This window comes from Bacteroides sp. MSK.18.37, from assembly GCF_019129155.2.
In the GTDB taxonomy this organism is placed as follows: Bacteria; Bacteroidota; Bacteroidia; order Bacteroidales; family Bacteroidaceae; genus Bacteroides; species Bacteroides ovatus.
Genome location: NZ_JAHOIB020000001.1, coordinates 3271735 through 3293480 on the forward strand (window position 1 = coordinate 3271735; position 21746 = coordinate 3293480).

At 43.1% G+C, this 21746-nt stretch carries 30 protein-coding genes and 1 tRNA gene; 13 read left to right on the plus strand and 18 right to left on the minus strand.

The window, feature by feature from the left end; translation table 11 throughout:
• Window positions 1-219: 219 nt before the first annotated feature.
• The 9 genes from KSX81_RS12990 to KSX81_RS13030 all read right to left on the minus strand — a co-directional run bounded on the left by KSX81_RS12990 (window position 220) and on the right by KSX81_RS13030 (window position 8489).
• Entirely contained in the window at window positions 220-1833 is a 1614-nt protein-coding gene (locus KSX81_RS12990) for a hypothetical protein (RefSeq protein ID WP_217726098.1), read from the minus strand.
• Between the two features lie 313 nt (window positions 1834-2146).
• Window positions 2147-3148 (minus strand): hypothetical protein, encoded by a 1002-nt coding sequence (locus tag KSX81_RS12995; RefSeq protein WP_217726099.1) that lies wholly within the window; start codon window positions 3146-3148, stop codon window positions 2147-2149.
• Between the two features lie 236 nt (window positions 3149-3384).
• Complete coding sequence (locus KSX81_RS13000; RefSeq protein ID WP_217726100.1) at window positions 3385-4398, minus strand: hypothetical protein; 1014 nt, start codon at window positions 4396-4398, stop codon at window positions 3385-3387.
• Between the two features lie 87 nt (window positions 4399-4485).
• Window positions 4486-5757: a site-specific integrase gene (locus KSX81_RS13005; protein ID WP_217726101.1), complete on the minus strand. Its 1272-nt coding sequence runs from the start codon at window positions 5755-5757 to the stop codon at window positions 4486-4488.
• Window positions 5758-5899: 142 nt separating this feature from the next.
• Window positions 5900-5973 (minus strand) — tRNA-Ile (locus tag KSX81_RS13010).
• 90 nt (window positions 5974-6063) lie between these two features.
• The gene (locus tag KSX81_RS13015) at window positions 6064-6375 is read right to left on the minus strand and encodes a DUF4491 family protein (RefSeq protein WP_004302581.1); all 312 of its coding nucleotides are present in this window, start codon (window positions 6373-6375) and stop codon (window positions 6064-6066) included.
• A 5-nt stretch (window positions 6376-6380) separates the two neighbouring features.
• Entirely contained in the window at window positions 6381-6845 is a 465-nt protein-coding gene (locus KSX81_RS13020) for an Lrp/AsnC family transcriptional regulator (protein ID WP_004302580.1), read from the minus strand.
• 160 nt (window positions 6846-7005) lie between these two features.
• On the minus strand, window positions 7006-7884 hold the full coding sequence (locus KSX81_RS13025) for an FKBP-type peptidyl-prolyl cis-trans isomerase (protein WP_118418287.1): 879 nt from the start codon (window positions 7882-7884) through the stop codon (window positions 7006-7008).
• A gap of 20 nt (window positions 7885-7904) precedes the next feature.
• A complete protein-coding gene (locus tag KSX81_RS13030; RefSeq protein ID WP_004302578.1) occupies window positions 7905-8489 on the minus strand; it encodes an FKBP-type peptidyl-prolyl cis-trans isomerase in 585 nt (194 codons plus the stop codon).
• Window positions 8490-8962: 473 nt separating this feature from the next.
• On the opposite strand from KSX81_RS13030, the gene KSX81_RS13035 reads away from it, so the two are divergent.
• Window positions 8963-9661, plus strand: coding sequence for an SIR2 family NAD-dependent protein deacylase (locus KSX81_RS13035; protein ID WP_008775240.1), 699 nt, complete (start codon window positions 8963-8965; stop codon window positions 9659-9661).
• Window positions 9662-9681: 20 nt separating this feature from the next.
• Here the strand turns inward: KSX81_RS13035 and KSX81_RS13040 are convergent, their stop codons facing one another.
• From KSX81_RS13040 to KSX81_RS13050, 3 genes are all read right to left on the minus strand, one after another.
• Entirely contained in the window at window positions 9682-9906 is a 225-nt protein-coding gene (locus tag KSX81_RS13040; protein WP_004311131.1) for a hypothetical protein, read from the minus strand.
• A 13-nt stretch (window positions 9907-9919) separates the two neighbouring features.
• Window positions 9920-10270, minus strand: a complete 351-nt coding sequence (locus KSX81_RS13045) for a helix-turn-helix domain-containing protein (protein ID WP_004302575.1) — start codon at window positions 10268-10270, stop codon at window positions 9920-9922.
• A 70-nt stretch (window positions 10271-10340) separates the two neighbouring features.
• A complete protein-coding gene (locus KSX81_RS13050; RefSeq protein WP_004302574.1) occupies window positions 10341-11117 on the minus strand; it encodes a class I SAM-dependent methyltransferase in 777 nt (258 codons plus the stop codon).
• A gap of 442 nt (window positions 11118-11559) precedes the next feature.
• On the opposite strand from KSX81_RS13050, the gene KSX81_RS13055 reads away from it, so the two are divergent.
• From KSX81_RS13055 to KSX81_RS13110, 12 genes are all read left to right on the plus strand, one after another.
• Entirely contained in the window at window positions 11560-12417 is an 858-nt protein-coding gene (locus KSX81_RS13055; RefSeq protein ID WP_118418346.1) for an SGNH/GDSL hydrolase family protein, read from the plus strand.
• A gap of 1040 nt (window positions 12418-13457) precedes the next feature.
• Window positions 13458-13805 carry a hypothetical protein gene (locus KSX81_RS13060; RefSeq protein ID WP_013619458.1) on the plus strand — a complete coding sequence of 116 codons (348 nt, stop codon included), beginning with the start codon at window positions 13458-13460 and terminating at the stop codon, window positions 13803-13805.
• Between the two features lie 8 nt (window positions 13806-13813).
• The gene (locus tag KSX81_RS13065; RefSeq protein ID WP_410492459.1) at window positions 13814-14017 is read left to right on the plus strand and encodes a hypothetical protein; all 204 of its coding nucleotides are present in this window, start codon (window positions 13814-13816) and stop codon (window positions 14015-14017) included.
• 24 nt (window positions 14018-14041) lie between these two features.
• Window positions 14042-14260: a hypothetical protein gene (locus KSX81_RS13070; RefSeq protein ID WP_013619456.1), complete on the plus strand. Its 219-nt coding sequence runs from the start codon at window positions 14042-14044 to the stop codon at window positions 14258-14260.
• A gap of 18 nt (window positions 14261-14278) precedes the next feature.
• Window positions 14279-14536: a DUF6926 domain-containing protein gene (locus KSX81_RS13075; RefSeq protein ID WP_057099066.1), complete on the plus strand. Its 258-nt coding sequence runs from the start codon at window positions 14279-14281 to the stop codon at window positions 14534-14536.
• A gap of 7 nt (window positions 14537-14543) precedes the next feature.
• Window positions 14544-14954: a PcfK-like family protein gene (locus KSX81_RS13080; protein WP_022217992.1), complete on the plus strand. Its 411-nt coding sequence runs from the start codon at window positions 14544-14546 to the stop codon at window positions 14952-14954.
• 1 nt (window position 14955) lies between these two features.
• Window positions 14956-16236: a PcfJ domain-containing protein gene (locus KSX81_RS13085; RefSeq protein WP_217726102.1), complete on the plus strand. Its 1281-nt coding sequence runs from the start codon at window positions 14956-14958 to the stop codon at window positions 16234-16236.
• Between the two features lie 26 nt (window positions 16237-16262).
• Entirely contained in the window at window positions 16263-16520 is a 258-nt protein-coding gene (locus KSX81_RS13090) for a hypothetical protein (protein WP_022232584.1), read from the plus strand.
• A gap of 12 nt (window positions 16521-16532) precedes the next feature.
• Window positions 16533-16754: a DUF3873 domain-containing protein gene (locus KSX81_RS13095; protein WP_072543831.1), complete on the plus strand. Its 222-nt coding sequence runs from the start codon at window positions 16533-16535 to the stop codon at window positions 16752-16754.
• Window positions 16751-16990 (plus strand): DUF6956 domain-containing protein, encoded by a 240-nt coding sequence (locus KSX81_RS13100; protein WP_217726106.1) that lies wholly within the window; start codon window positions 16751-16753, stop codon window positions 16988-16990. Before KSX81_RS13095 ends, KSX81_RS13100 begins: the two co-directional genes overlap by 4 nt.
• A gap of 62 nt (window positions 16991-17052) precedes the next feature.
• Entirely contained in the window at window positions 17053-17256 is a 204-nt protein-coding gene (locus KSX81_RS13105; protein WP_021908424.1) for a hypothetical protein, read from the plus strand.
• Between the two features lie 53 nt (window positions 17257-17309).
• Window positions 17310-17615, plus strand: a complete 306-nt coding sequence (locus KSX81_RS13110; RefSeq protein ID WP_005650230.1) for a hypothetical protein — start codon at window positions 17310-17312, stop codon at window positions 17613-17615.
• A gap of 118 nt (window positions 17616-17733) precedes the next feature.
• On the opposite strand, the gene KSX81_RS13115 is transcribed toward KSX81_RS13110, so the two are convergent.
• The 6 genes from KSX81_RS13115 to traN form a co-directional block, all read right to left on the minus strand.
• A complete protein-coding gene (locus KSX81_RS13115) occupies window positions 17734-18078 on the minus strand; it encodes a hypothetical protein (protein ID WP_217726103.1) in 345 nt (114 codons plus the stop codon).
• Window positions 18079-18199: 121 nt separating this feature from the next.
• On the minus strand, window positions 18200-18724 hold the full coding sequence (locus tag KSX81_RS13120; RefSeq protein WP_217726104.1) for a glycoside hydrolase family protein: 525 nt from the start codon (window positions 18722-18724) through the stop codon (window positions 18200-18202).
• On the minus strand, window positions 18721-19236 hold the full coding sequence (locus KSX81_RS13125) for a DUF3872 domain-containing protein (RefSeq protein ID WP_204482231.1): 516 nt from the start codon (window positions 19234-19236) through the stop codon (window positions 18721-18723). Before KSX81_RS13125 ends, KSX81_RS13120 begins: the two co-directional genes overlap by 4 nt.
• 4 nt (window positions 19237-19240) lie before the next feature.
• Window positions 19241-20137 carry a toprim domain-containing protein gene (locus KSX81_RS13130; protein ID WP_332058556.1) on the minus strand — a complete coding sequence of 299 codons (897 nt, stop codon included), beginning with the start codon at window positions 20135-20137 and terminating at the stop codon, window positions 19241-19243.
• 8 nt (window positions 20138-20145) lie between these two features.
• Window positions 20146-20721, minus strand: coding sequence for a conjugal transfer protein TraO (locus tag KSX81_RS13135; protein ID WP_005944127.1), 576 nt, complete (start codon window positions 20719-20721; stop codon window positions 20146-20148).
• 2 nt (window positions 20722-20723) lie between these two features.
• Window positions 20724-21710, minus strand: coding sequence for a conjugative transposon protein TraN (gene traN, locus KSX81_RS13140; RefSeq protein ID WP_005944129.1), 987 nt, complete (start codon window positions 21708-21710; stop codon window positions 20724-20726).
• Between the last annotated feature and the right edge of the window lie 36 nt (window positions 21711-21746).

Consider the following 21746-nt stretch of genomic DNA (forward strand, 5'->3'; position numbering starts at 1 on the left):
GTTTTAGGGTAACAATAAAGCTTAGCGCATGATATACATCTGATATATGTCAGCCTGCTCACTGACAAATCAAATATTTCACTCTATAGCTGCATAAAGTCTAAATAGAAACACGACCTAAATCTTAAGAGCGGGGGTATGAATTTAGAGTACCCTATTCTTGGGTTGGGGTATATAATAAGAAACTCCAAACCGTATTAGTGGTCTGGAGTTTTATTCTTATTCAATCAAAGCCTTGATAGCCTTCTTGGTTCTTGTTCTCCTTAGTTGGCTTAATCCAAGCTGCTGATATCCCTGTTCTAATATTGGGTCTCTCTTCATAAGGCTTTCCAACTCCTGCCGCTCGTTATCAGTCAGAGCGGATTTCTCCTTCAAGTCACAGAAGCGTTTGAGCCTGTCTCTGAATTGGGGAGTGGTAAGTATGCCTTTGATAATATTCTCGTCTGCAATGTTCCATTCATACGTCTGGACTATTGCCATGCCCAACTGTCTGTAGCCTTCCTGCAATGCTTCTGCCGACCTGTACACTATACGTGTAGTCCAGTGTTGGTAGAGTTTTAACTGGGCAACCATGTCATTGACTTCATACCTGTCACCCTTCTTGATGATATATGTATCAGCCCCCAATTTCTTAAGTTCATCGTCCTGCTGTTTCCTTGCAACTTCCCCTAACTTGCTCTCATTCAATACCTGTATCCGTTCCTCTGCCGCTGCAAGCTCTTCGTCTGTCTTCCGTTTCATTTCAGCAAATGGAAGGTAGTAGTTCATAACCTTTGGATTAAAGATATGGACTATCTTGTTTCTGAACGGATTGGACTTGGTTCTGATACGTCCTGCAATCTGGGGAATATCCATATCAATGCTGATTAGGGTATGCTTGTTGTAACCGTTGCTGACAATGAAGCATATTGCCGTTTCAGAATAATAATCCACTCCTTCAAACGCCTTACAGGTTACAAATGTAAACCGTTTGGCGGGAGCTGTTGAACTGGAGATTTCAAAGCCTTCCAGTTTGTAATGGTTCTTCTCGTCATCCGCACATATAATTCTGCAATCATCATTAGTCAGTCTGGCTTCTTCAAGTATCTCCTTAATCTCTCTTACGCTATTAACAAAGAAGTAAGCTTCCTCACTCTTAATCCCGTCCAGTACAAAATGACCGTTGTCTTTATAATGCCTTATAATCTTGGCAGCCGTACTGCTTGCGCTTTTACATGGATAGGGGTAGACTGTAATCTTATCCACTGTCTTCCAGTCAGCCACGTACTCTGTCATTTCAGCAAAGACTTTGGGCTTGAACAGTTCTGGGATAGGGGTTGCGGTCAGGAAGCAATGGGATTTGAAACATTTGAAGTTCTCTATGATTTGATTTATCACCATTGTCCTAAACCCGTACTGTTTTAACAGGTTGTGGTATTCATCCACAAGTATTTTAAATTCCAGTGGATTGATAACAGGAATCAACTTGTCAACCTTGTCATAAGTGCAGATTATCTTCTTCACTCCGTCCTTATCAAGAAACTTCCTTAACTTGGCTTGCACTGTTTTATTGAAACTGCCATACAAGCCGAACAGTTTGTCATTAGTAGGACTTACGCCTGCTTGAATCTGTGACCTCTTCCAAGTAATGTCCTTACCATTCTTATCCTTAGGTGGATAACACTTATTAATTACTAACTCTGTCGTAGGTACGGCTATAATGTAATTCTCGTCATTGGTAAGTGCTATCGTAGTAGCACCACATCCTGTCTTCACCTTGTTGAAGATACAGTTCTTTGGGAAGTCCTCCATAATGAGGAAGCCGTTCCGCTCTTGAATTTCTAACTTTACCATAAGTTATCTTTTGTGATTTTAAATATGTTACCTGTGCCCCTAATTATTGGACTTTAAATAATCCTAAACTCTGAATATTGGGGTAACTGACCGTTTTATATAGGGATAATTCACCACTCTTTGGAGATTCCAACTTTATCTCCACTTCTGCTTGGTGATTGGAAAACAGCTACCTGTCACCTCAATAATCAGACTTTAAGTTACTCTTAGCTTCATTTATTAGGGTAACCCGTATTATTATATAATGGAAATTCACCACTCTGGAAGAATCTGGAGTAGAAGAGCCTACCTGTCACATAGGCTCTTTACATGGTTAGACTTCTTCCGCTTCCAGATAAGGAATGTCCTCTGTGTCATCATTGGCGGTCACTTCCTTGCTGTCTTTAATTGAGATGACAGTAGTAGGGCGATTGTACCGTTCTCTTATCTTCTCAAACTGTTCCATTACTAAATTCTCGTCCAGATTTCCGTGTGTATTGAACATTGCCGCCTTGTCATTCTGTGTAATGGACTGGAATATCTTGACAGCTTCCTTGACGTCCCCTGTAATTGTCTTGATATTATTGAATTGGTTACTTAAGTATCTCTTGGCAATATCCTTGTCATCAAAGCCTTTATCCTTGCAGATTTGGATGAACTTGTTACCTATCTCCATGTTATAGGCTGGAATGATAGGCTTCTTCACCTTCTTCCCCTTCTCATCCTTACCAGAGCATAATAAAGAGAAGTCAGACTTTGATATGGCGTTATTATTGCCACAAAAGATAAGGTTCAGTGTTGAGATTGGATAACCGTCTGGGTTCTTCTCGCTCTTTATTAATTCGTTGTACCGTTGCAGAAATTCATTGTCTGGGTTAATATTGGCTGCACCACGCACATAGTCTGGGGTAGTCCATTCCTTCTTGGTAATATTAATCTCGTTGATGTATTCTGCAATGGTTTCATTCTCTTGCAGTTCAACTTCAATGGCGGGTACATTTATTGCTTCCTCTCCGTTCTCCGCTGCCCATTCATTATAGAGGGATGCGGCAATGGTTCTGTGCTGACCGTCCAATACAAGGAAGTATTTGGCTGCATCCTCTGGATTTATATCCTGTCCGTTTATGTCAACCAGACGAATGTCACCTGTTGTGATTACATCTTCTGCCTTAACGACCTGTACCATTTCTGCCTTTCTATAACCCTTGACCTTCATCATGGCTAATATCTTCTCTACATTACCCAAGTTGATGGCACGGTTAATACCTTTAGCAAAAGCTACATTTCTTACTTCATTATTAGTTACAATTTTAATTGTCAAATAAATCTTCTTCATAATTGTTTAAATTTAAATTAATAATTAAGTTGGTGTAATCTTCAACTTGGCGCCTTATCGTTTCTGATTACATTGCAAAGGTGAGGAATAGTCGGAAGGTGTGTTATAAAGAATAGAAGGCGATTTTGTGTGCATTCTTTAGATATAAGAATATCAATAAATTAGCTTATTTAAAGACATAAAAATAACTACCACGCGATTACATGGTAGTCTGTAAGGATTGGTGGATTTATTAATTACCAAAGATGTTCTGTAGATTGATTATTGGGTGAGAAATTGTAGTCTTCTGTCTGTTTGGTCTTCCATTGCGGTTTATAGCCTTGTTTCACCAAATAGGCTATTGCTGCATTGGTGTAGTTCTCATCATTATTGAAACTGCCTGCTTCAAATAATAATTCCATGTAGTCTAAAGTCATGCGTATCTGTTCACTCTTGGTCTTTATTGAGGAATATCTTTGCAACAGGTGGAATGTACCGTACATGATTAGATTATGGGCTGCATTATTGGCTTTCCTGCCCTTCTTCTGTGAATATACTTCCTTCAATTCCTGTTGGGCTTCTTCCAAACTGTTTACTCCTAAATAGATGTGAAGGTAGTTATCCAATAAATCAGTCAGCCAATAGCAAGAGTTATCAAGAGTAATCTTCTTAACTCCGTTATCAATGGTTATAGGGCTGAATACCCTTAGCTCCTTCTTCTTGGAAGGTGAGTATCTCTTGGTATTCAGCAACTCATATAGCTTTAGCATTTCTGGACGGACTTGTTCCAGATAAGGCAGTGTGTTCTCTGATATGACAACTTCTGTGTAAAGTTCACCATTCTTATACTTCTCATATATGGCAGCTACAACAAGCATACTTATTCCAATTACTCCGTCATTATCAGTTTCACCATGCTTCTGTAATAAATCAGTCAGCCGTTCCAATAAATTATCACTTGGCAGAGTGATAAGTATATTGTGTTCTGAATCCATAATGAAGCTACTTGGATTAAACGCCTTACTGAGAGAAGTAGATTTGGGAGCATACCGTTTATAATCAAATACTCCGTTATCTACTGCGATAGTATTTAGAAATGAATAGTCTGTCATGTAGTTCTTACAAATGTCTTCACTGATTCCGTTGGGATATTCATGGTAGTAAGTAGCTGACAGTTCATTCTCAAACATGGCACGCTTATAGCCAAAGTATTCCGTGAGTATGGGTTCTATCTTCTTTAATTCTGGAATTGGTAGTATGTAATCTCTCATATCGCTTCTTAATATTAGTGCTGTAAAGATAAATAATGCTGTCCCATTACACAATAGAACAGCATTACAAATTACTACAGAATGTAATTACATTCTTCCAAATACGTACTTCACGACCTTCGCATTAGCTTTGTTCTCGTTGACAAAGTCCCGTTCAATGTAGATGTCAGTAACCTTCATTGTTTCATCAACATGATTTAACGCTGCATGGACTGTATATTTGTCAATTCCTACCTTATTGAGTGCTATGGTAGCCCATGAGTGGCGGGCTGCATAATATTCCAAGTCATCAATCTCCAATAATCTTCCAATCTCCTTTAAACCATAGTTTATGGCTTTATTAAAACCTTTCTCGTCAACGTAATATTGATAGAAATTGAAGAGGCGTTTACTTGTTTTATCCTTATACTTCTCAATGAGCGGTTGGGCTAATTTAGGTATATCAACCTTCATTTGAGCTTTATCCAGTCTGCGGTCTTTAGTCTTTGTACGATTATATGTAATTGTATTGCCTTTCATTTCAGTGGCATTGTATAAATCTGCTGAGTTCATACCCATAAGGCAGAATGAGAGAATGAAGCAATCCTTAGCCAAATTATAACGGCACGTAGCTTTGTAACCCTTCTTCATGTCCTTATATGGTAGTTTCCATACCTTCTTTATAATATCTGCGGATATGGCTCTTTTACGGGTAGCTTCTTGTTTGGGTATTTCAAGTTCTATGAAGGGGGAGTTGGGAATTAAGATTAAATTCTTATCCTTCTTATTATACCTCTTCTTGGCTTCATTGAACAACTTCTTGATACTTATCAAATAAAGGGAGAGTGAACGATTAGAAGGTACACGTTTGCCTTGCTGCATTAATCTTTTAGTCCGTATCTCACGTTCTTTATTCAAGAATGATTTGAAGTCTTCTAAGAAGTCAAGAGTAATTAGATTAATATCCAACTCCTCCTTACCTATGAAACGCACTAAAGCATTAATGGCAGTTGTATAATTGGGTGCACCTTTGATTGTAGTTGAGGCTATCCATTCATGACTGAATTTAATGAAATCTATTACTTGGTTCTTCTCATGTTCATGGTTTAATAACTCCAATATGTCCTCTAATGTGTAATTATTCTGGTCTATTTGAAGTTTGTTACACCGTTCTTTGTAGTATACTACCAGATTATCAATCTCCTTCTTAATAGGAGTACCTTCCTTGAATTTGAAGTCTTTAGTAAGTTCTTTAGGTGTTATGAATAGGTTTGTAGATAATCTTCTTACCTTTCTATTCATTGTAAACCTTACCTTGACATTGTATGTCTTATCACTCCTCTGTTTGTCCTGTTGGACTTCTGCTTTAATTGTTAGCATTTTAACCTATTAATTTGGGGTCAACAATAGGTCAACAACTACCTAAATTAAGGCTAATATTACCCAAGCAACAGACTTATATCTGTGAGGTTCTACAAACTAAAAGAGGCTCTATTCCCTTAGGAATGAGCCTCTTAGTTTGTGGACCAGCCTGGGCTTGAACCAGGGACCTCCAGATTATGAGTCTGTTGCTCTAACCAACTGAGCTACAAGTCCGATGTATCCTTTGTTGGATGCGGTGACAAAAGTAGTATTTTCCCTCGAATTATGCAAATCCTTTTGATAAAAAACTACGATACTTTATTTTTAGAACTTATATTTGCGCTTCGGGTTCTTGGGGAACCATCCTTTTTGTACCCGTTCTTCCTGTTCGAAGACCTCTTTAATCGTCCAGAAGGAAGAAAACGCAAACACGCCAAGCAAAGAAGATAAAATCACATTATCGATGCTTAATGAGGCGACCACACCGGCTATGCCGAGTACCAGGAATATCCACCAGCATTTTGTACCCCAATAGTATTCGGCCTTTACCACGACGGGGTGAAAAAGGCCGATAATCAAAAAGGTACATATTCCGATGAATAACCCCGCAAGGTGATATTCATTTAGAAATTCCATCACAATTATTTTTCAACGCGGATGGGGATTTCTTTCTTGATACTCTGTTCCAGAGAAATCAATGTCTCGGTAGCTACCACACCCGGTATTTCTTGCATTTTGTTATTCAGCAAATCCATCAGATGTTCGTTGTCGCATGCATAAAGCTTTGTCAGCATTGTGTACGGACCTGTAGTGAAATGACATTCCACAATTTCGGGAATCTTTTGTAGTTCCGCTACGACAGATTTGTACATGGAGCCTTTTTCCAGTTTGATACCCACGTAGGTACAAGTTCTGTATCCCAATGATTTCGGGTTCACATGGTAACCAGAGCCTACAATGACACCTAGGTCAATCAGTCTTTGCACACGCTGATGGATAGCTGCGCGTGACACTCCACATTCGGCTGCTACGTCTTTAAAAGGGATGCGGGCATTCTGGGAGATAATCTCTAGGATCTGCCTGTCGAGGTTGTCTATTCTTTCCATAATAATAAATTGTAATTTCCTGTTGTTATCAAATAGTAAGCAAATATAGAGATTTATTTTAATTATTCTTCTTTTCGGAGAAAAAAAATAGGAAAAAGCAAAAAAAAGAGGCACAAACGTTTTGCGCCTCTTTCCTTTTTCTATTTAGAAAAGAACTTTCTTATTTCTTATCTTTTTCGATGCTCAACAGTTCAACTTCGAAAATCAAAGTAGAGAACGGTTTGATTTGGTTGCCAGATTCTCTTGCACCGTAAGCAAGTTCTTGCGGGATGTAAAGTTCCCATTTAGAACCTACAGGCATCATAGTCAATGCTTCTGTCCAACCTTTGATTACTTGGTTGGCACGGAAAGTAGACGGTTCGTTACGTTTGTAAGAGCTGTCGAATTCTGTTCCGTCGATCAAAGTACCTTTGTAGTTCACTTTCACTTTACAAGTGTCAGCAGGAATTTCACCTTTACCTTCAGTGATTACTTTGTATTGCAGACCGCTTGCAGTTGTTTTTACGCCGTCTTTAGTCTTGTTTTCAGCAAGGAATTTTTCGTTTTCAGCTTTATAGTCAGCATATTTTTCTTCCAAAGCTTTTGCTTTGATAGTTTCCATAGCTGTACGAGTATATTCTTGAGCTGCTTCCATAGTCATCACGCCACCTTTTTCCAAAGTACCTGCGATGAAACCTGCCATGAAGTTTTCTTTGCTGATAGTTTTAGTAGAGTCTGTGCCAAACAATTCCTGGTTGATACCTTTCATCATCTGGTTGCTGATTTGCTGACCGATTTGCAGACCTGCCATGTAAGCGATGTCTTTTTTGCTAGTCTTGTTTGCGCCTTCATTCAAACCTTTGATGAAGTCTGCCATATAAGCAGTATCAACGTCCAGACGACCTGTCAGATAGCCTTTCAGACCTTGAGTCTGCGCCATACCGATAGAATAAGACAGTGAGTCGATGTCTGATTTCAGATTTGCTTTAGGAGCTTGAGCTGTACAAGAAGCAAGGCTTGCAGCAGCGGCGATTGCCATAAAAATACTAACTTTTTTCATTTTGCTTTGAAATTTTTTATTTATAATACTTCGAGTAATTCTACTTCAAAAATGAGTGTGCTATGAGGAGGGATCATTTCTCCGGCACCTCTTGCGCCATAACCAAGTTCTGACGGAATATACAGTTTCCATTTAGAACCTTCCGGCATCAGCTGCAAAGCTTCCACCCATCCCGGTATTACTTGGTTGACACCGAATACAGCCGGTTCTCCGCGTTGGATAGAGCTGTCGAACAGTGTGCCGTCAATCAATGTTCCTTCATAGTGGCATCTTACCTGGTCGGTAGCTTTCGGCTTTTTGCCTGTACCTTCTTTGATGATTTCATATTGTAGTCCGCTGGGAAGAACAACTACGCCCGGTCCTTTTTTGTTTTCTTCGAGGAAAGCTTGTCCTTGCTCGATAGCAACGGCACCCATTTTAGCTTCCAGTTCTTCGAAATACTTGTTTACTATTTCGCGGGCTTCATTGTGGCTGATAGCCGTCTGATTGCCTTCCAATACGTCTTTGATTGCTTGTGCGAAATCATCTACCGCAAGGTTTCCGATTCCCATGCTTGATAAGTTTTGACCAATTCCGAGGCCAATAGAGTAACTGAATTTATCCATATAATGTTTTTTGTTGGCGATTGAAATGTATCACCATCATGGTTTTAGCTTTCAATCAATTGCAAATTTATGAATCGCAAAAGTACGTGTTTTATTTGAATGATTTAGCATTTGCTATTTAAAAATTCTTATATCTGTGAAAGTTAATCGCTTTTCTTTAAAGAATTAGTTTTTTTGTTCGTAGGATTTAATCGGCTTATTCTTATTATTTAGGTTGGTTTATGTAGATAATTAATCGTCTGACAGCTGTTGAACTTGCGTCTGACAATTGTTGTTTTTTCGTCTGACAACTGTCAGACGAAAGAGTAACAGTAGTCAGACGAATAGTTGTTGCCATAAATGATGCTAACTATCTGCATCTTTCATCTTAAAGTTCTGCATAAATTGGATTATATTAAGCGTGAGAAAGTGTTTTTTTATTCGATGATTCTGATTACATTTGTGTGGCTATTAAAAAAGAAGGAGGAATAGTAATGAAGAATCTGGTAGTTTTGACGGGTGCGGGTATGAGTGCCGAGAGTGGGATTAGTACATTTCGCGATGCAGGCGGTTTGTGGGATAGATATCCAGTGGAGCAGGTGGCCACTCCTGAAGGTTATCAGCGTGACCCGGCTTTGGTGATTAATTTCTATAATGAGCGCCGGAAACAGTTGTTGGAGGTGAAACCGAACCGTGGACATGAATTGTTGGCGGAACTGGAGAAAAACTTCCATGTGACGGTGGTGACACAGAATATTGATAACCTGCACGAACGTGCCGGGAGTAGCCACATCATTCATCTGCATGGCGAACTGACGAAAGTGTGTTCCAGCAGAGATCCTCATAATCCCCACTACATAAAAGAACTGAAACCGGAAGAATATGAAGTGAAGATGGGAGACAAGGCCGGCGACGGCACTCAATTGCGACCTTTTATCGTATGGTTTGGAGAAGCTGTGCCGGAAATTGAAACCGCCATCCAATATGTGGAGAAAGCGGATATTTTCGTCATTATCGGTACGTCGCTTAACGTATATCCTGCGGCGGGGCTGCTTCATTATGTACCGAGAGGAGCAGAGGTGTATCTGATTGATCCGAAACCGGTAGATACGCATACTTCCCGTTCGATACATGTAATTCAGAAGGGAGCTTCTGAAGGAGTGGCTGAATTGAAACAGTTGTTGGGAGTTTGAGAGGTTTTCTTTTCCCGGTTTTATTCCAGTTCGGTGGCAAAAATATGATTGTTCCGGAGTACTTCCGATATTTCGAGTGCAGAGATATCCCTGCACTCGATTCTTAATATTTTCTCCCAGTCCTCAAAGTCCACATTCCATTTGTCTATTTGGGGGAACTCTGCCAAAAGCTCTCCTATGCGCTTGATGTCACGCCTTTGGGTGATAGAAGTTCGAAAAATCAGAATCTTATTTTCTTTTTCCATATTCTTTAGGGTTTTATTTTAATGAACGGAACTCCCGGATCGTCATACTGAAATGCAACCTGAAATTGCGACTTAAAAGTGAAAGGCTGCTAAAGCCGCAAAGACGGGCGATTTCGGTGGCGGAAAGTTCCTTGTTTCGTTTTAATAATAGGGCTGCTTTTTCAATCCGGGTGCGTTTGATATAATCCGTAGGCGTTTCGCCCGTCAGGATTGTAAATACGCGATGGAAGTGGAAAGGAGAAAAGCAGGCGATACCTGCCATTTTCTGTAATGATAACGGCTGGTCTATGTGATTGTGAATATAGTCGGTCACTTTATTGATCCGTAACTGATATTCCTGTTTATTGATATCTTTCGTCTCCATGTTTTCTGCAAAGTAAAGGATAATAAATGCCGGAGAGTTGTCCTATCTTGCTAACTTCTCCGGCAGATAATCAATCTTTTTTTTGTCCTATATAGAATACGTAGCCGTAGTATTCTTTATACTTATTATATAGGCTCTCTTCATACCGTTGCCCGGTGATGAGGTCTGCGGCTGCGTCATTTCCTGCATATTCCTTCAAAAAAGCTTCCTGAACAGGGAACTGGGGAGCGTAAAAATGCTCAAGCCAGCAATTTTCCGGTAAAATGAAATGGGCTGTCGGGATATATCCTGCTTTTTCCATTTGCATTATCTTTCTTGGAATCGTATCGATTTCCGGGTAATTGGCCATCCAGAAGTCTTCTATTTCGGAGGGACGTTCCGGGGTGAACCAGGAGGCTTCCGTTACAGCGATAAATCCGTTCTTTTTCAGGAATTTGTTCCATTCGTTCATGCCGCGTTCGAATCCTATGTTATAGATAGCGCCTTCGGACCAGATCAGATCGAGTTCTTCCTCTTGAAATGGCAGAGCGTCCATGGAACCGACGATACCCTTTACTCTGTCTTCACAATGGGCTTCTATTGCATTTTTGTTGAATAGCTCGATAAAGTCGGGGAAAAGGTCGATACCTGTAATTTGTCCTTTCGTATAGTTGGCTAATGCCATTGTCTGACCGCCTGTGCCACAGCCAATGTCGGCTATTCGTGCCTTGTCGGACAGTTCGTTGATGAAGCTTACGGCTTTTTGTGTGACTTCAGGACTTCCGGGACCTTGACGTTTTAATGCCTTGAAGTAATTACATATCAGTGTAAAATCGAATTCGTGGATTGATTTAAAATCGTTACTCATTGTTTTAATATTTTAGTTGTACGGCGAATGGAGGCATATAATGATGCTTGCAACCATTTGACCATACAAATAGTTTGAAAATTTAGATATAGAAAATAACTCTGACAAGAGTATGTCAGAAAACATAAGGGATAATCTGTAATGAGAGGAAGGCTTACAGATTATTTACAGAACGGAATCCTTATGGAATGAAAATGAGTTAAACATCCAATTATTTCTTTTAGTTTGTGACAAAGATAGGGTTTTAGCTGCAAAACTCAATGATAACTTGATTGAAAAAAGACTGTAAACCTGTATTTTAGCAAGAATAGTCAAATAGGAATATGTTTATATATCCGGTTGCATGGATGAGATTGATCGGCCAAATTGATTGAAACTACATTTTTTTGAGTTATTTTTGTCGAATATTAAATACAAATCTCTCATTTAATGTATGATACCGATGAAAAGCAAATTATTACTCACATGTACCATCCTGTTTTTCTGTTCCTCTTTTCTGTGCGGACAGAATCAATCTTCTAAAGTGGCAAACTCTGTTGAAACGAATAATGGATGCATCCGGCACCCGTGGCAAGGAAAAAGAGTGGGATATTTGGGAGACTCTATTACAGATCCCAACTGTTATGGTGACAAGATAAAGAAATACTGGGATTTTCTGCAGGAATGGCTGGGAATCACTCCTTATGTATATGGTATCAGTGGCAGGCAATGGAATGATGTGCCCCGGCAAGCCGAGCAACTGAAGAAAGAACACGGCGAAGAAGTAGATGCTATCGTGATTTTGATGGGTACGAATGATTTTAATGACGGTGTACCTATTGGAGAATGGTTTACGGAAACAGAAGAACAAGTGATGGCAGCCCGTGGGCAAACCCAAAAGCTGGAAACCCGTAAGAAACGCACTCCTATAATGGATGGAAGCACGTATAAGGGACGTATCAACATAGGAATCAATAGACTGAAACAACTCTTCCCGGACAAGCAGATTGTGTTGCTGACCCCGTTGCACCGTTCACTGGCCAATTTTGGAGAAACGAATGTGCAACCGGATGAAAACTACCAGAACAGTTGTGGCGAATATGTGGATGCCTACGTGCAGGCTGTTAAAGAAGCCGGCAATGTGTGGGGAGTTCCCGTGATTGATTTTAATGCGGTAACCGGATTGAATCCGATGGTGGAAGAACAACTGATTTATTTCTACGATGCGGGATATGACCGTTTGCATCCCAGCACGAAAGGACAGATACGCATGGCACGAACGCTGATGTATCAGTTGCTTGCGTTGCCTGCTACATTTTAAATAGGTCGGACAGAATTCTATGAAATTGTACACTATTCTATAGTACATTTTCTGCAAACCTGTAATTTTGTAAACCGAAATTACGAAAAAGGTCTAAGTGATTGAAAATGAGTTGCAGTTACCAACTCATAGTAGTAATAGGTTACGAATTAGTTAGTTATCTGCTGTTTTATTCTTCTGCGCATTGCGTAACCTTCAAAGAACTCTTCGTATGCAAAAGTAGCACTTTAATGGCATATATTGAAATAAAAATCCAGCTTTTTAAGCTCCACAGACAAGTTTTTCCGTAAAAGCGAATTTATTCGTAGGAACATCATCATCAATAAATTGACGACCATGTTCCTACTATTGCATAAGCATAGAAAAGGGCTTTGCGTCACGCCTGAACCATGTTCAGACTGATGATGCAAGGCCCCTTTCTTTTTTTGCTTATGCCACAAGCGGTGCTTTTACGGCTGTCACCTGTTGATTTTCTTTTTTTGTCGGTTCCTCTAATCGAAAACGGAAGTCATGGGTAACCACACCTTCCATAAATGAAAAGTGCCATTACCCATGACGGCAAACCGGAAAGAAAATTGCAACCGCATAACTAAACAGGTTTAGCCACACGGTTGCAACATACTTTCTTGGAATGTTTGCCGGTTTCACGTTTTCGCCGTATCCCTTTTTTGACATTTCCTTTCTTTCTTTTCCCGGAACATTTCATATCCAATATGCCTCCACATCCGTTTACCTCCATTTTGATGGTCTTTCAGGCAGTCGCATCAGGTGGATCGTTCCCGTTCTGGGTGCAAAGGTAAATCCGGGATTGGGATGCTCAATGGTTTTTAGAAAAAATCTCCAGCCCTGCGGGTAGTATTTTTTCTTTGAAAACCCTTGCTCTACCCACTCCCTACCTTTTTTGAAGCACCCGAAACGAAAACGACCGAAGCGACAGAAAGACGCATTAAAAAAAATGTCGGATAAACGGGAGGCATATAAGGTTGGAAACTCAACTCCCTCAGCTCTCGAATCCGCATTAAAAATAAAAATAAATGGATATGGAAGCAGCAGTAGCAACAAAATTCGTGAAGTGGGAAGTTCCGACATTGGAAAGCCTACATGAGTGCAAGGTTTACAGACTTCGTATGAAAGTGAATAATGGCGAGGTGCTGAACAGAGAGGAAAAGAATTGGATAACCGAAAAGGTAAACGGCAATACCTATTTCAAAAGTGCGATACCATTGCAAGGATGGCGGTTTGACTTCTCCGACATACTGAGGACATTCCTTGTAAGCCAGTACGGACAATGGAGAGAATACAAGGCTATGGACAAGACGGCACTCCGCAAGATATTGTACGGAAGAATTGACAGAATTGTAGAACTTGACAAACGACACCCAAAATGACAGCAGCAATGAACATAAGACAGACAGCGCAATCCATTGGACTTGCAGTATTCGCATTTCTGTTGCGCTGTTTCCTTTGGATAGTCAATATCCTTTGGTACATCATCAGAGAAATAGTCTGTGGAGTATTCCGAATGGTTATCAATGTAATGGTATTCATCATATTTCTCATTGCCATTTTCGGCTTTTTCCTATGGCTACTGACACTTTGAATTAACTCCCCAAAGCATAACATTATGAAACGATACAGCAAGACAGCAGCGCAGCAATGCAGATTTTACGAGGTGGACAACATCTTTGAGTATATGGTGGAAACCTACATCAACGGCAACCATTCAACCCTAAGAAGGCTATACCACGAACTCAACAAGGAAGCGAGAAAGGATTTTATCGGTTTTCTTTTGGTGGAATGCCCCCCACAATACCACACGGAGATTTTACAAGAGATTGTCTGACCACATAAAGGAACGGATATGAACAGGACAACGGAAAAGATACCCACATGGAGTTTAGCCTACATCATCAATGGCGATGCAACCGCACTCACAGACGATGAAGTTCAGACAATAGACAGATGGATGAAGCGATGGCAAGTACAAGATGTTTCACCCCTCACAGATGAAGAAGGGAACGCACAGCCTTATTTCACCCATTACCCCCTTTTCGGACTTCCCACAGAAGTGGAAGATTGCGAGATACTTTATTTGAACGACAACCCGACTAAAATTTGAGATTATGATGAAAGGAACAGACCATTTCAAACGAACCATACAGATGTTTTTGGAGCAGAGAGCAGCGGAAGATGAACTATTCGCCAAAAGCTACCGCAACCCTGCCAAGAACATAGACGATTGTGTCACATACATTCTGAACTATGTGCAGAAAAGCGGTTGCAACGGCTTTTCAGACGGAGAGATTTACGGACAAGCCATTCACTATTACGATGAAAACGAGATTGAAGTAGGCAAGCCTATACAATGTCAAGTAGTTGTAAACCATGTGGTGGAACTGACAGAAGAGGAAAAGCAGGAAGCAAGAAGAAAGGCTGTTGCCCAATATCAGCAGATGGAACTCCAAAAGCTACAGAACCGCAACAAGCCGACAGCGAAAAAAGAAACACAAGTCCAACCCTCATTATTTGATTTTTGATATGAAACCGAGAACACGCATACAGAAAGAGGTAGTCCGTTTGTCAAGCGGACTGCCCGAACTGACAGACAAGCAGAAAGCATACGCTTTTGAACATTGCTTCAAGCATCATGCCTACCGCACAAAAGGCGGAACTATCACTTGTTCAGAATGTGGACACCGCTGGAAAGGCGGACACACTCTTGCGGAAACTATATGTGGCTGTAGCTGTCCCCATTGCGGAAAGGAACTTGAAATACTTGATACCCGAAAGAGAGTTTTCAGGGACAGCGCATATTATGAAATCATTACGACCCGAAAAGGCTATCAAGTGTTGCGCTACTTTATGGTAGGAGCAACATACAAGGTGGGACAGAAGGCAGAGTATTCCATTCGGGAGGTGGTGCAATGGTGGATTGCCCCAAACGGAAAGACCGAAGTTATTGCCCGACTGAGAGCCATGCACACGATGTACTATGACCTTTGGACTGAATGGAGCGATATGGATTTGCGCAGCAACAAGATGCTGAAAGCATACAACATAGACGCATACAAGACTTATCCGGCAATGCGCATCATTCCCGAATTAAGGCGGAACGGCTTCAAGGGAGCATTCCACGAACTGACCCCATACGAATTTTTTACCGCCATTCTGACCGACAGCAAAAAAGAAACACTGCTTAAAGCGGGACAGACAGAAATGTTCAGATATGCCGTCATTTCAAATATCAATTTACATGAATATTGGAACTCCATAAAAATCTGTATCCGAAACGGCTATCATATTGCGGATGCCTCCATGTGGTGTGACCTTGTAAGACTGCTCCGACATTTCGGGAAAGACACCCACTGCCCAAAATATGTTTGTCCGACAGACTTGAAAAAGGTACATGACCGACTTGTCAGAAAACGTGAAGAACAGATTGAAAGGGAAAGAGCGGAGCAACGCAGGGAGCAGTTGGTCAAGGACGAAAAGAATTATCTGAAGTCCAAAGGCAAGTTCTTCGGACTTGTGTTTACCGACAACCTTATTCTTGTAAAGGTCATTGAGAGTGTGGCGGAAATGCAACTTGAAGGAAAACTGATGCACCATTGTGTGGGAAGCTATCACAAGAGGACAGACTCTCTTATCCTATCCGCAACCATTGACGGCAAACGTATTGAAACGGTAGAGGTTTCACTGACAACATTCAAGGTGGTACAGAGCAGAGGTGTATGTAATTCCAATACCGAATACCATGACCGCATCATCAGCCTTGTAGAGAGCAATGCCGAACTTATCCGCAAGCGGATGAGGGCTTGATTTATAGACTTCAAAATATACATGATATGGAAATAAAGATAGAAAACATACTGATATTATGGGACGAGAAAGTAACCGACATCTTTGTCAGTCTGATAAACACCTTGTCCTTGAGTTTTAGCGAAAAGGAAATCCGCAATTCAATGGCGAAACTTTCAGAAAACGAGAACTTCGGAAGGCTGTTCGCCTACGGCTTCGGAGCACATCACCTTTGGGTAGCCCAAAGGATGATAACCGACCCCGAAAAGGTAATGGAGAACCGACTGCTGATTGTTGAATTTTAATAAATGACTACCATGACAACAAGAATGACCATCAACGGAGTGAGTACCTGCCAGACGGCAGGTACTGAGAAGTACGAAAAGTACCAAACGACTATCAGACGGAAAAGAACAACCCTTTTCCAATATGATTACCGACACACGGACGGAGAACTTTTCTCTTGCGTGAGACCGACACTGGAGGAGTGCAGACACCTGCGTGACGAATGGATAAAAGGAAAGGAGGACAGATTATGACAGCATACTATGATACTTTGATTGTGACATTCAGCGACCCTATCAGAATTTTGGATATGATGTGTACCGATACTTGTGATGTGGCAACACTAAAGGAGTGGATAGAGAGCTACGAAAGTACAAGAATGACCCCGATAAGCGAACATACGGCAGTCATCACTTCAGAATACAACATGGTGCATGTGGTGGAATGGCTCAGAAAATATACCCCCATTGCCGAAATGAAAGAATACTAAAGGTGTGGCGGTACACAATACCGCCCGCACCCGAAACAGATAACCCATAAAACAGAAAGAGCATGAAATACTATTTTATATTGACAGACAGCAGGGACGCATGGATGCAGTTCGTTTACCTCCCTACAGGAGATTATGTGTCCGGCTATATCCGTGACTTGCAGAGTGTGGGAATATCCGTACATGACTATGACCTTTGGACGGAGGAAACACGCCCCATTGCCGAGCGCACATTGGAGCATATAAGGCAGAGCATGAACGTATAAAAAAATCGGGTGGCAAAAGCCACCCATTGACAATAACTTAAATTCATATACAGATGATAGCGAATACAATCTTACAGCAGTTGGGCGGTCATGGATTTACCGTCATGACGGGAAGCCGTAACTATATCAATTTGGGCAACGGACTACAAATGAGCCTTGCAAGGAACAAGACGTCAGCCAACAGACTGAAAATCATATTGGATGAAGACACGGATACATACACCATGTATTTCTATCGTCAGACACTGACGAAGTATGCGGACATCAAGGTCAAGGAGATAGCCAAATACGAGGGAGTGTACTTTGATATGCTCCAGCAGATTTTCACGGATGTAACGGGACTTTACACCCGACTTTAGGCAGAGGCGGCGAGAGCCGCCCTACTTTCTTTCGGTGAGCAGAAGGCGGACAAAGAAAGTAGCAAAGAAACCGCTGTTCCAAAGACTTCCACTAACGGAAGTCTTTTTTGTTTCCATCTTACAGATTTCTATTCAGAATAAGTGAAAGCGGATAGATATATTTGTTGTATGCTTTCAGTTTCTTCATATCCACACGGTTGTCCGAATACGGGTTGCTCTTCTCGTCATAGAAGAAGATGTCCGTTATGTTTTCCTTTCGGACAATACGCTCCCCGCACAGCGGAATATCCTCCACGTCAAAATCCTCCAGCGGAAGCGTTTCCAGTCTGCCGGGAAGATGGTTGCCAAGCTCGTTCATGTTGTAGTTGAAAAGAGCGAAACCCTTGTGTTTGAAGTCAAGACGTATGCCATACGGACGCCCTGTCAGAAAGGCATCCGCCGCTTTTGCCATACAATTTTCCATGATTGTTTTTCTGTTTCAAAAAAAGTGATACAAAATTAGGTCTTTTCCCGGAGCAAAGCAAAACCTTTCCGGAAAATGACAAGGGAGAACCCCACCATTTGGGTGAAGCTCTCCCTTACTGCTACCTCTTGAACAGCAGCAGAAATTCCATTTTCCGTCGCCGTTCTATCGAGCGGATTTTCCGTCCCTTGTAGTGGCAGTAGGATATATACTCCTCATAGATGTCCCTGTCACCGGCTTCCAGTTTTCGGATCAGCTTGCTTTTGGGTATCTTTCCGCTGCCCAAGAGCCGGAACGGTCCCACATTATAAGCTAATGTACCCAGGAGCAGCGAATCCTTTCCCAGATGCCGGAACATGGCGCAAAACTTCCGAAGGTCTTTCCGCAGCAGCTCGTCAGCCTGCTGTCTTGTCATGGTGCGTGCCGAGTATTTCTCGCCCGGCTGGAGGCAATGCCCCCAGCCGACATAAGGATGGTTCTTTTCCGAGTGCCAACCCTCAAAATAGCGCACACACAAAAATGCCCTCTCAAATTCCGGCAACCTGAAAATCCTTGCTTCCTTGGCTGTTTCCCTTTCAGGTTCCTGTGCCGACAAAGTGCAGCCCAACGAAAGGAAACAGAGCAGTAACAACATCCTGTACCTCATTCACGGATTTGTTTGGAAGTGGACGGACTGACGGCTGGCACACTGTCGCTTTCCGTTTCTGAAGTGTTGGAGTTGTTGAAATCAAACTCCATTTCATGGGAGTTGCCGAAGTTATCCTCCACGACCACTATGAAATTCTGTGTTTCATCGCATTGCGAGGTGTAGTACAGACGGAACTTCTCGTTCTCCAGCAGGTAACGGTCGTTCGGCAGGAATACCGTACCGTTGTCCATCTTCAGTGTCCCTTTACCTTCATACTGGAAGTAACGTATCGTATAGAGTGTATTGGCAAAATTGCCCTCCTTCTTCATCTCACAGCGGATTTCCACGGTCTGCCCCTTTGCCACATCGTGAGGGACCGGCATGGTTTCCACCGTAAACGGGTAGCTCTGCTGTATGTCCATATCGTCATCGCAGGACGCAAAAAGTCCCGCAGCCAGGACAGCCATGCAGACTGCCACTGCCTTGAAAATTGATTTGCCTCTGTTGCTGTTATTGTTCATAATCTTCATCATCTTATCTGATTTTAAGTTTGTTGTTATTCTGTTTGTTTATCCGTTGCTGCAAATACTCGTTCAGGTCCTTGCAGCCTTTGTATAACCCACGGCAGTCCGACACTTTCTCACCGTACCGCATCCGCAGTTTTTCCACCGTCCGGTGTCCGGCTTCATCGTTGTCGAGGTAGCACCGTATCCTTTCGTAACCGTCCAGATAACGGAAACTCCTGTCCACATTGGCGACCGAGTTCAGGACAAGGCTGTCGCCGTCCTCCGCCATGCCGAGCGTCACGGCGGACAGGAAGTCCATGAAGCCCTCATAAAGGCTGCAACTTTCAGCCTGCCCGTCCTTCCGCTTTATCAGGGATACGTCTTTGGGCGGTATGCACCCTTTGAAAAGCCGGTTCCGGAGTTCATAACCGCCGGACACATTGGAGAAGCCGACGGCGAAATATTTCTTCTTGTGGACGTAGTAGTTCAACTGGCAGCAGTAAAAGGACGCTGTATCGGGAGATATGCCACGTTCCACCAGATATTTCTTCAAAGCCTGATACCGCAGGGGCAAGACCTCCACGTCCTCAAAGGACGGTTCGGGAGTCTTTTTCCTGAAGGTGGAAGCATCCGGCTGCACCATAGGCACACCGGCACTTTCCGATATGAACCTTGCCTGTGCGAGAAAATCACGGCTGTGGATAAACTCTCCGGCAAGATTGAAGATGTCACCGCCCTTGCCCAAGCCGAAGTCGTACCAGAGCCGTTTCGCCACGTTCACGCGGAAAGAGGGCGTGCGCTCATTGCGGTATGGCGCATGATACCACAGCTCGTTTCCGCTCCTTCGGACAGGCTCATGTCCCAACCGTGCGAGAAAGTCCGCGAGGGATATTTGCCTCATAGTGTCTATATCCGTCCGTTCCATGCGGCGCATCAGTTGATGATGAACTTTATACCCATGCCCCACTGCGTATGAAATTTCTTCGTGTCGCCACCCCACAGGCAACGCTCCCGGAGGTTGGCGAGCAGGGCGATACGGTCAGCCACGTAAAACTCCACGTCCAGCGTCAGCGCACCGCCATAGACGAAGGCGTCCCGGTCATGCAGTGTCGAGCCGTCATGCAGCACCTTTTCGCCCCAATTCACCGATTCATACCCGGCGAGAGCCGAAGCCCCCGCATAGACGAACACGATTTTACGGGCATCGGAAAGTATCTTGAAATAGTAGCCGCCTTCCGCCGTGAACTGCGCCACAGGTATGGAAGTGTCCTTGTAGGGGTTGTTCTTCAGAATATACTCACCTCCGAACACCCATTTATTACCCTTCTTCGTGTAGGTGGAGAGAGCCGCCCCGAAACTGTACCCGCCGTCGTTACCGCCGGGTTTGAAGCCGTCTGCCAGATTCGCCCTGACCTCGATACCCTGCATCTTCGGCAGGCATCGCTGGGCGTGCGCCTGCCCCGTGAAGAGTGCAAGCGACGCGATGATTATTGCGATGTGCTTTCTCATGGTCAGCGCACTTGGAGTTCGTTAATCGTGTTTGCACGTACCAAATCCTCATTTTCGATCACGAAAGACTGGTGGCGACCTCCGTTCTTCTCGTTCAGCTCCACCACGAGGCACTTGCCGTCGGGGATGGTGAACTTCGCCATCGTGAAGACCGTGCGCTCGCTTTTTTTGCCCGGCACGAACGTGGCGTAGTTCTGTGCGCGGAGCGGCAGGATGACACGCTCCTGCACGGCGGTACGCTTCGCCACCTTCTTGTCCACGATTTTCCATGTGATGTAGTCCACATCGAAAGGCACGTTGCTCTGGTTCCTGATTTCCGTGTGGAAATACAGAAGCCCGTTGTGCGTGTATATGCCTTTCAGAAGGTACTGGATGCCGAAACGCTTGCAGCCGATATGCTTCACCTCACGTTTGTTCTGCTTGTGGATGGACTTCATGATAAGGCGCACCAGCATCGGGCTTTCGCTGCCCAGCTCTTTCAGGTAGATTTCCTGCGCGTTGTTCGGGCGGTTCACCGCCTCGCCGTCATGGATGAAGTCGCACATCTCCACATTGAGCAGCAGCGGCTCGGCGGCGTACTTCACGTTGAAGGTGTAGAAACTCCCGTCCTCCGTGATGACAGACATGTTGGTTTCGTTCGGGAAGTTCCTCACGGTTGCCTTCACACGGATGACGTTCTCCGCTCCGTCGGCTTTGCCCGCGATCAGGTCGGGCGAGCCTAAATCGACATAGCGCACCTCCGCCGGGAAGATGACATGCACGGTCTTGTCGTAGGTCACTTCCAAGCCGTGCGGGGGAACCATGCGGTCAAAGCCCAGCTTTCTCGTCAGACCGTGATACAGGTCGCCGTCCGCCTCCTTCTGCGGATAGACCTCCTTTGTCAAGGTCGGTTGGTCACTTCCGTTGCTTTGCCCAACGGTTACGTTTTCCTGCGCGTTGGCAGTTGCGATGCCCATAGCGAGGGCAAACATCATGATTACTTTTTTCATTTTACTTTGGATTTTTAGTGGTAAATAAAAATTTGA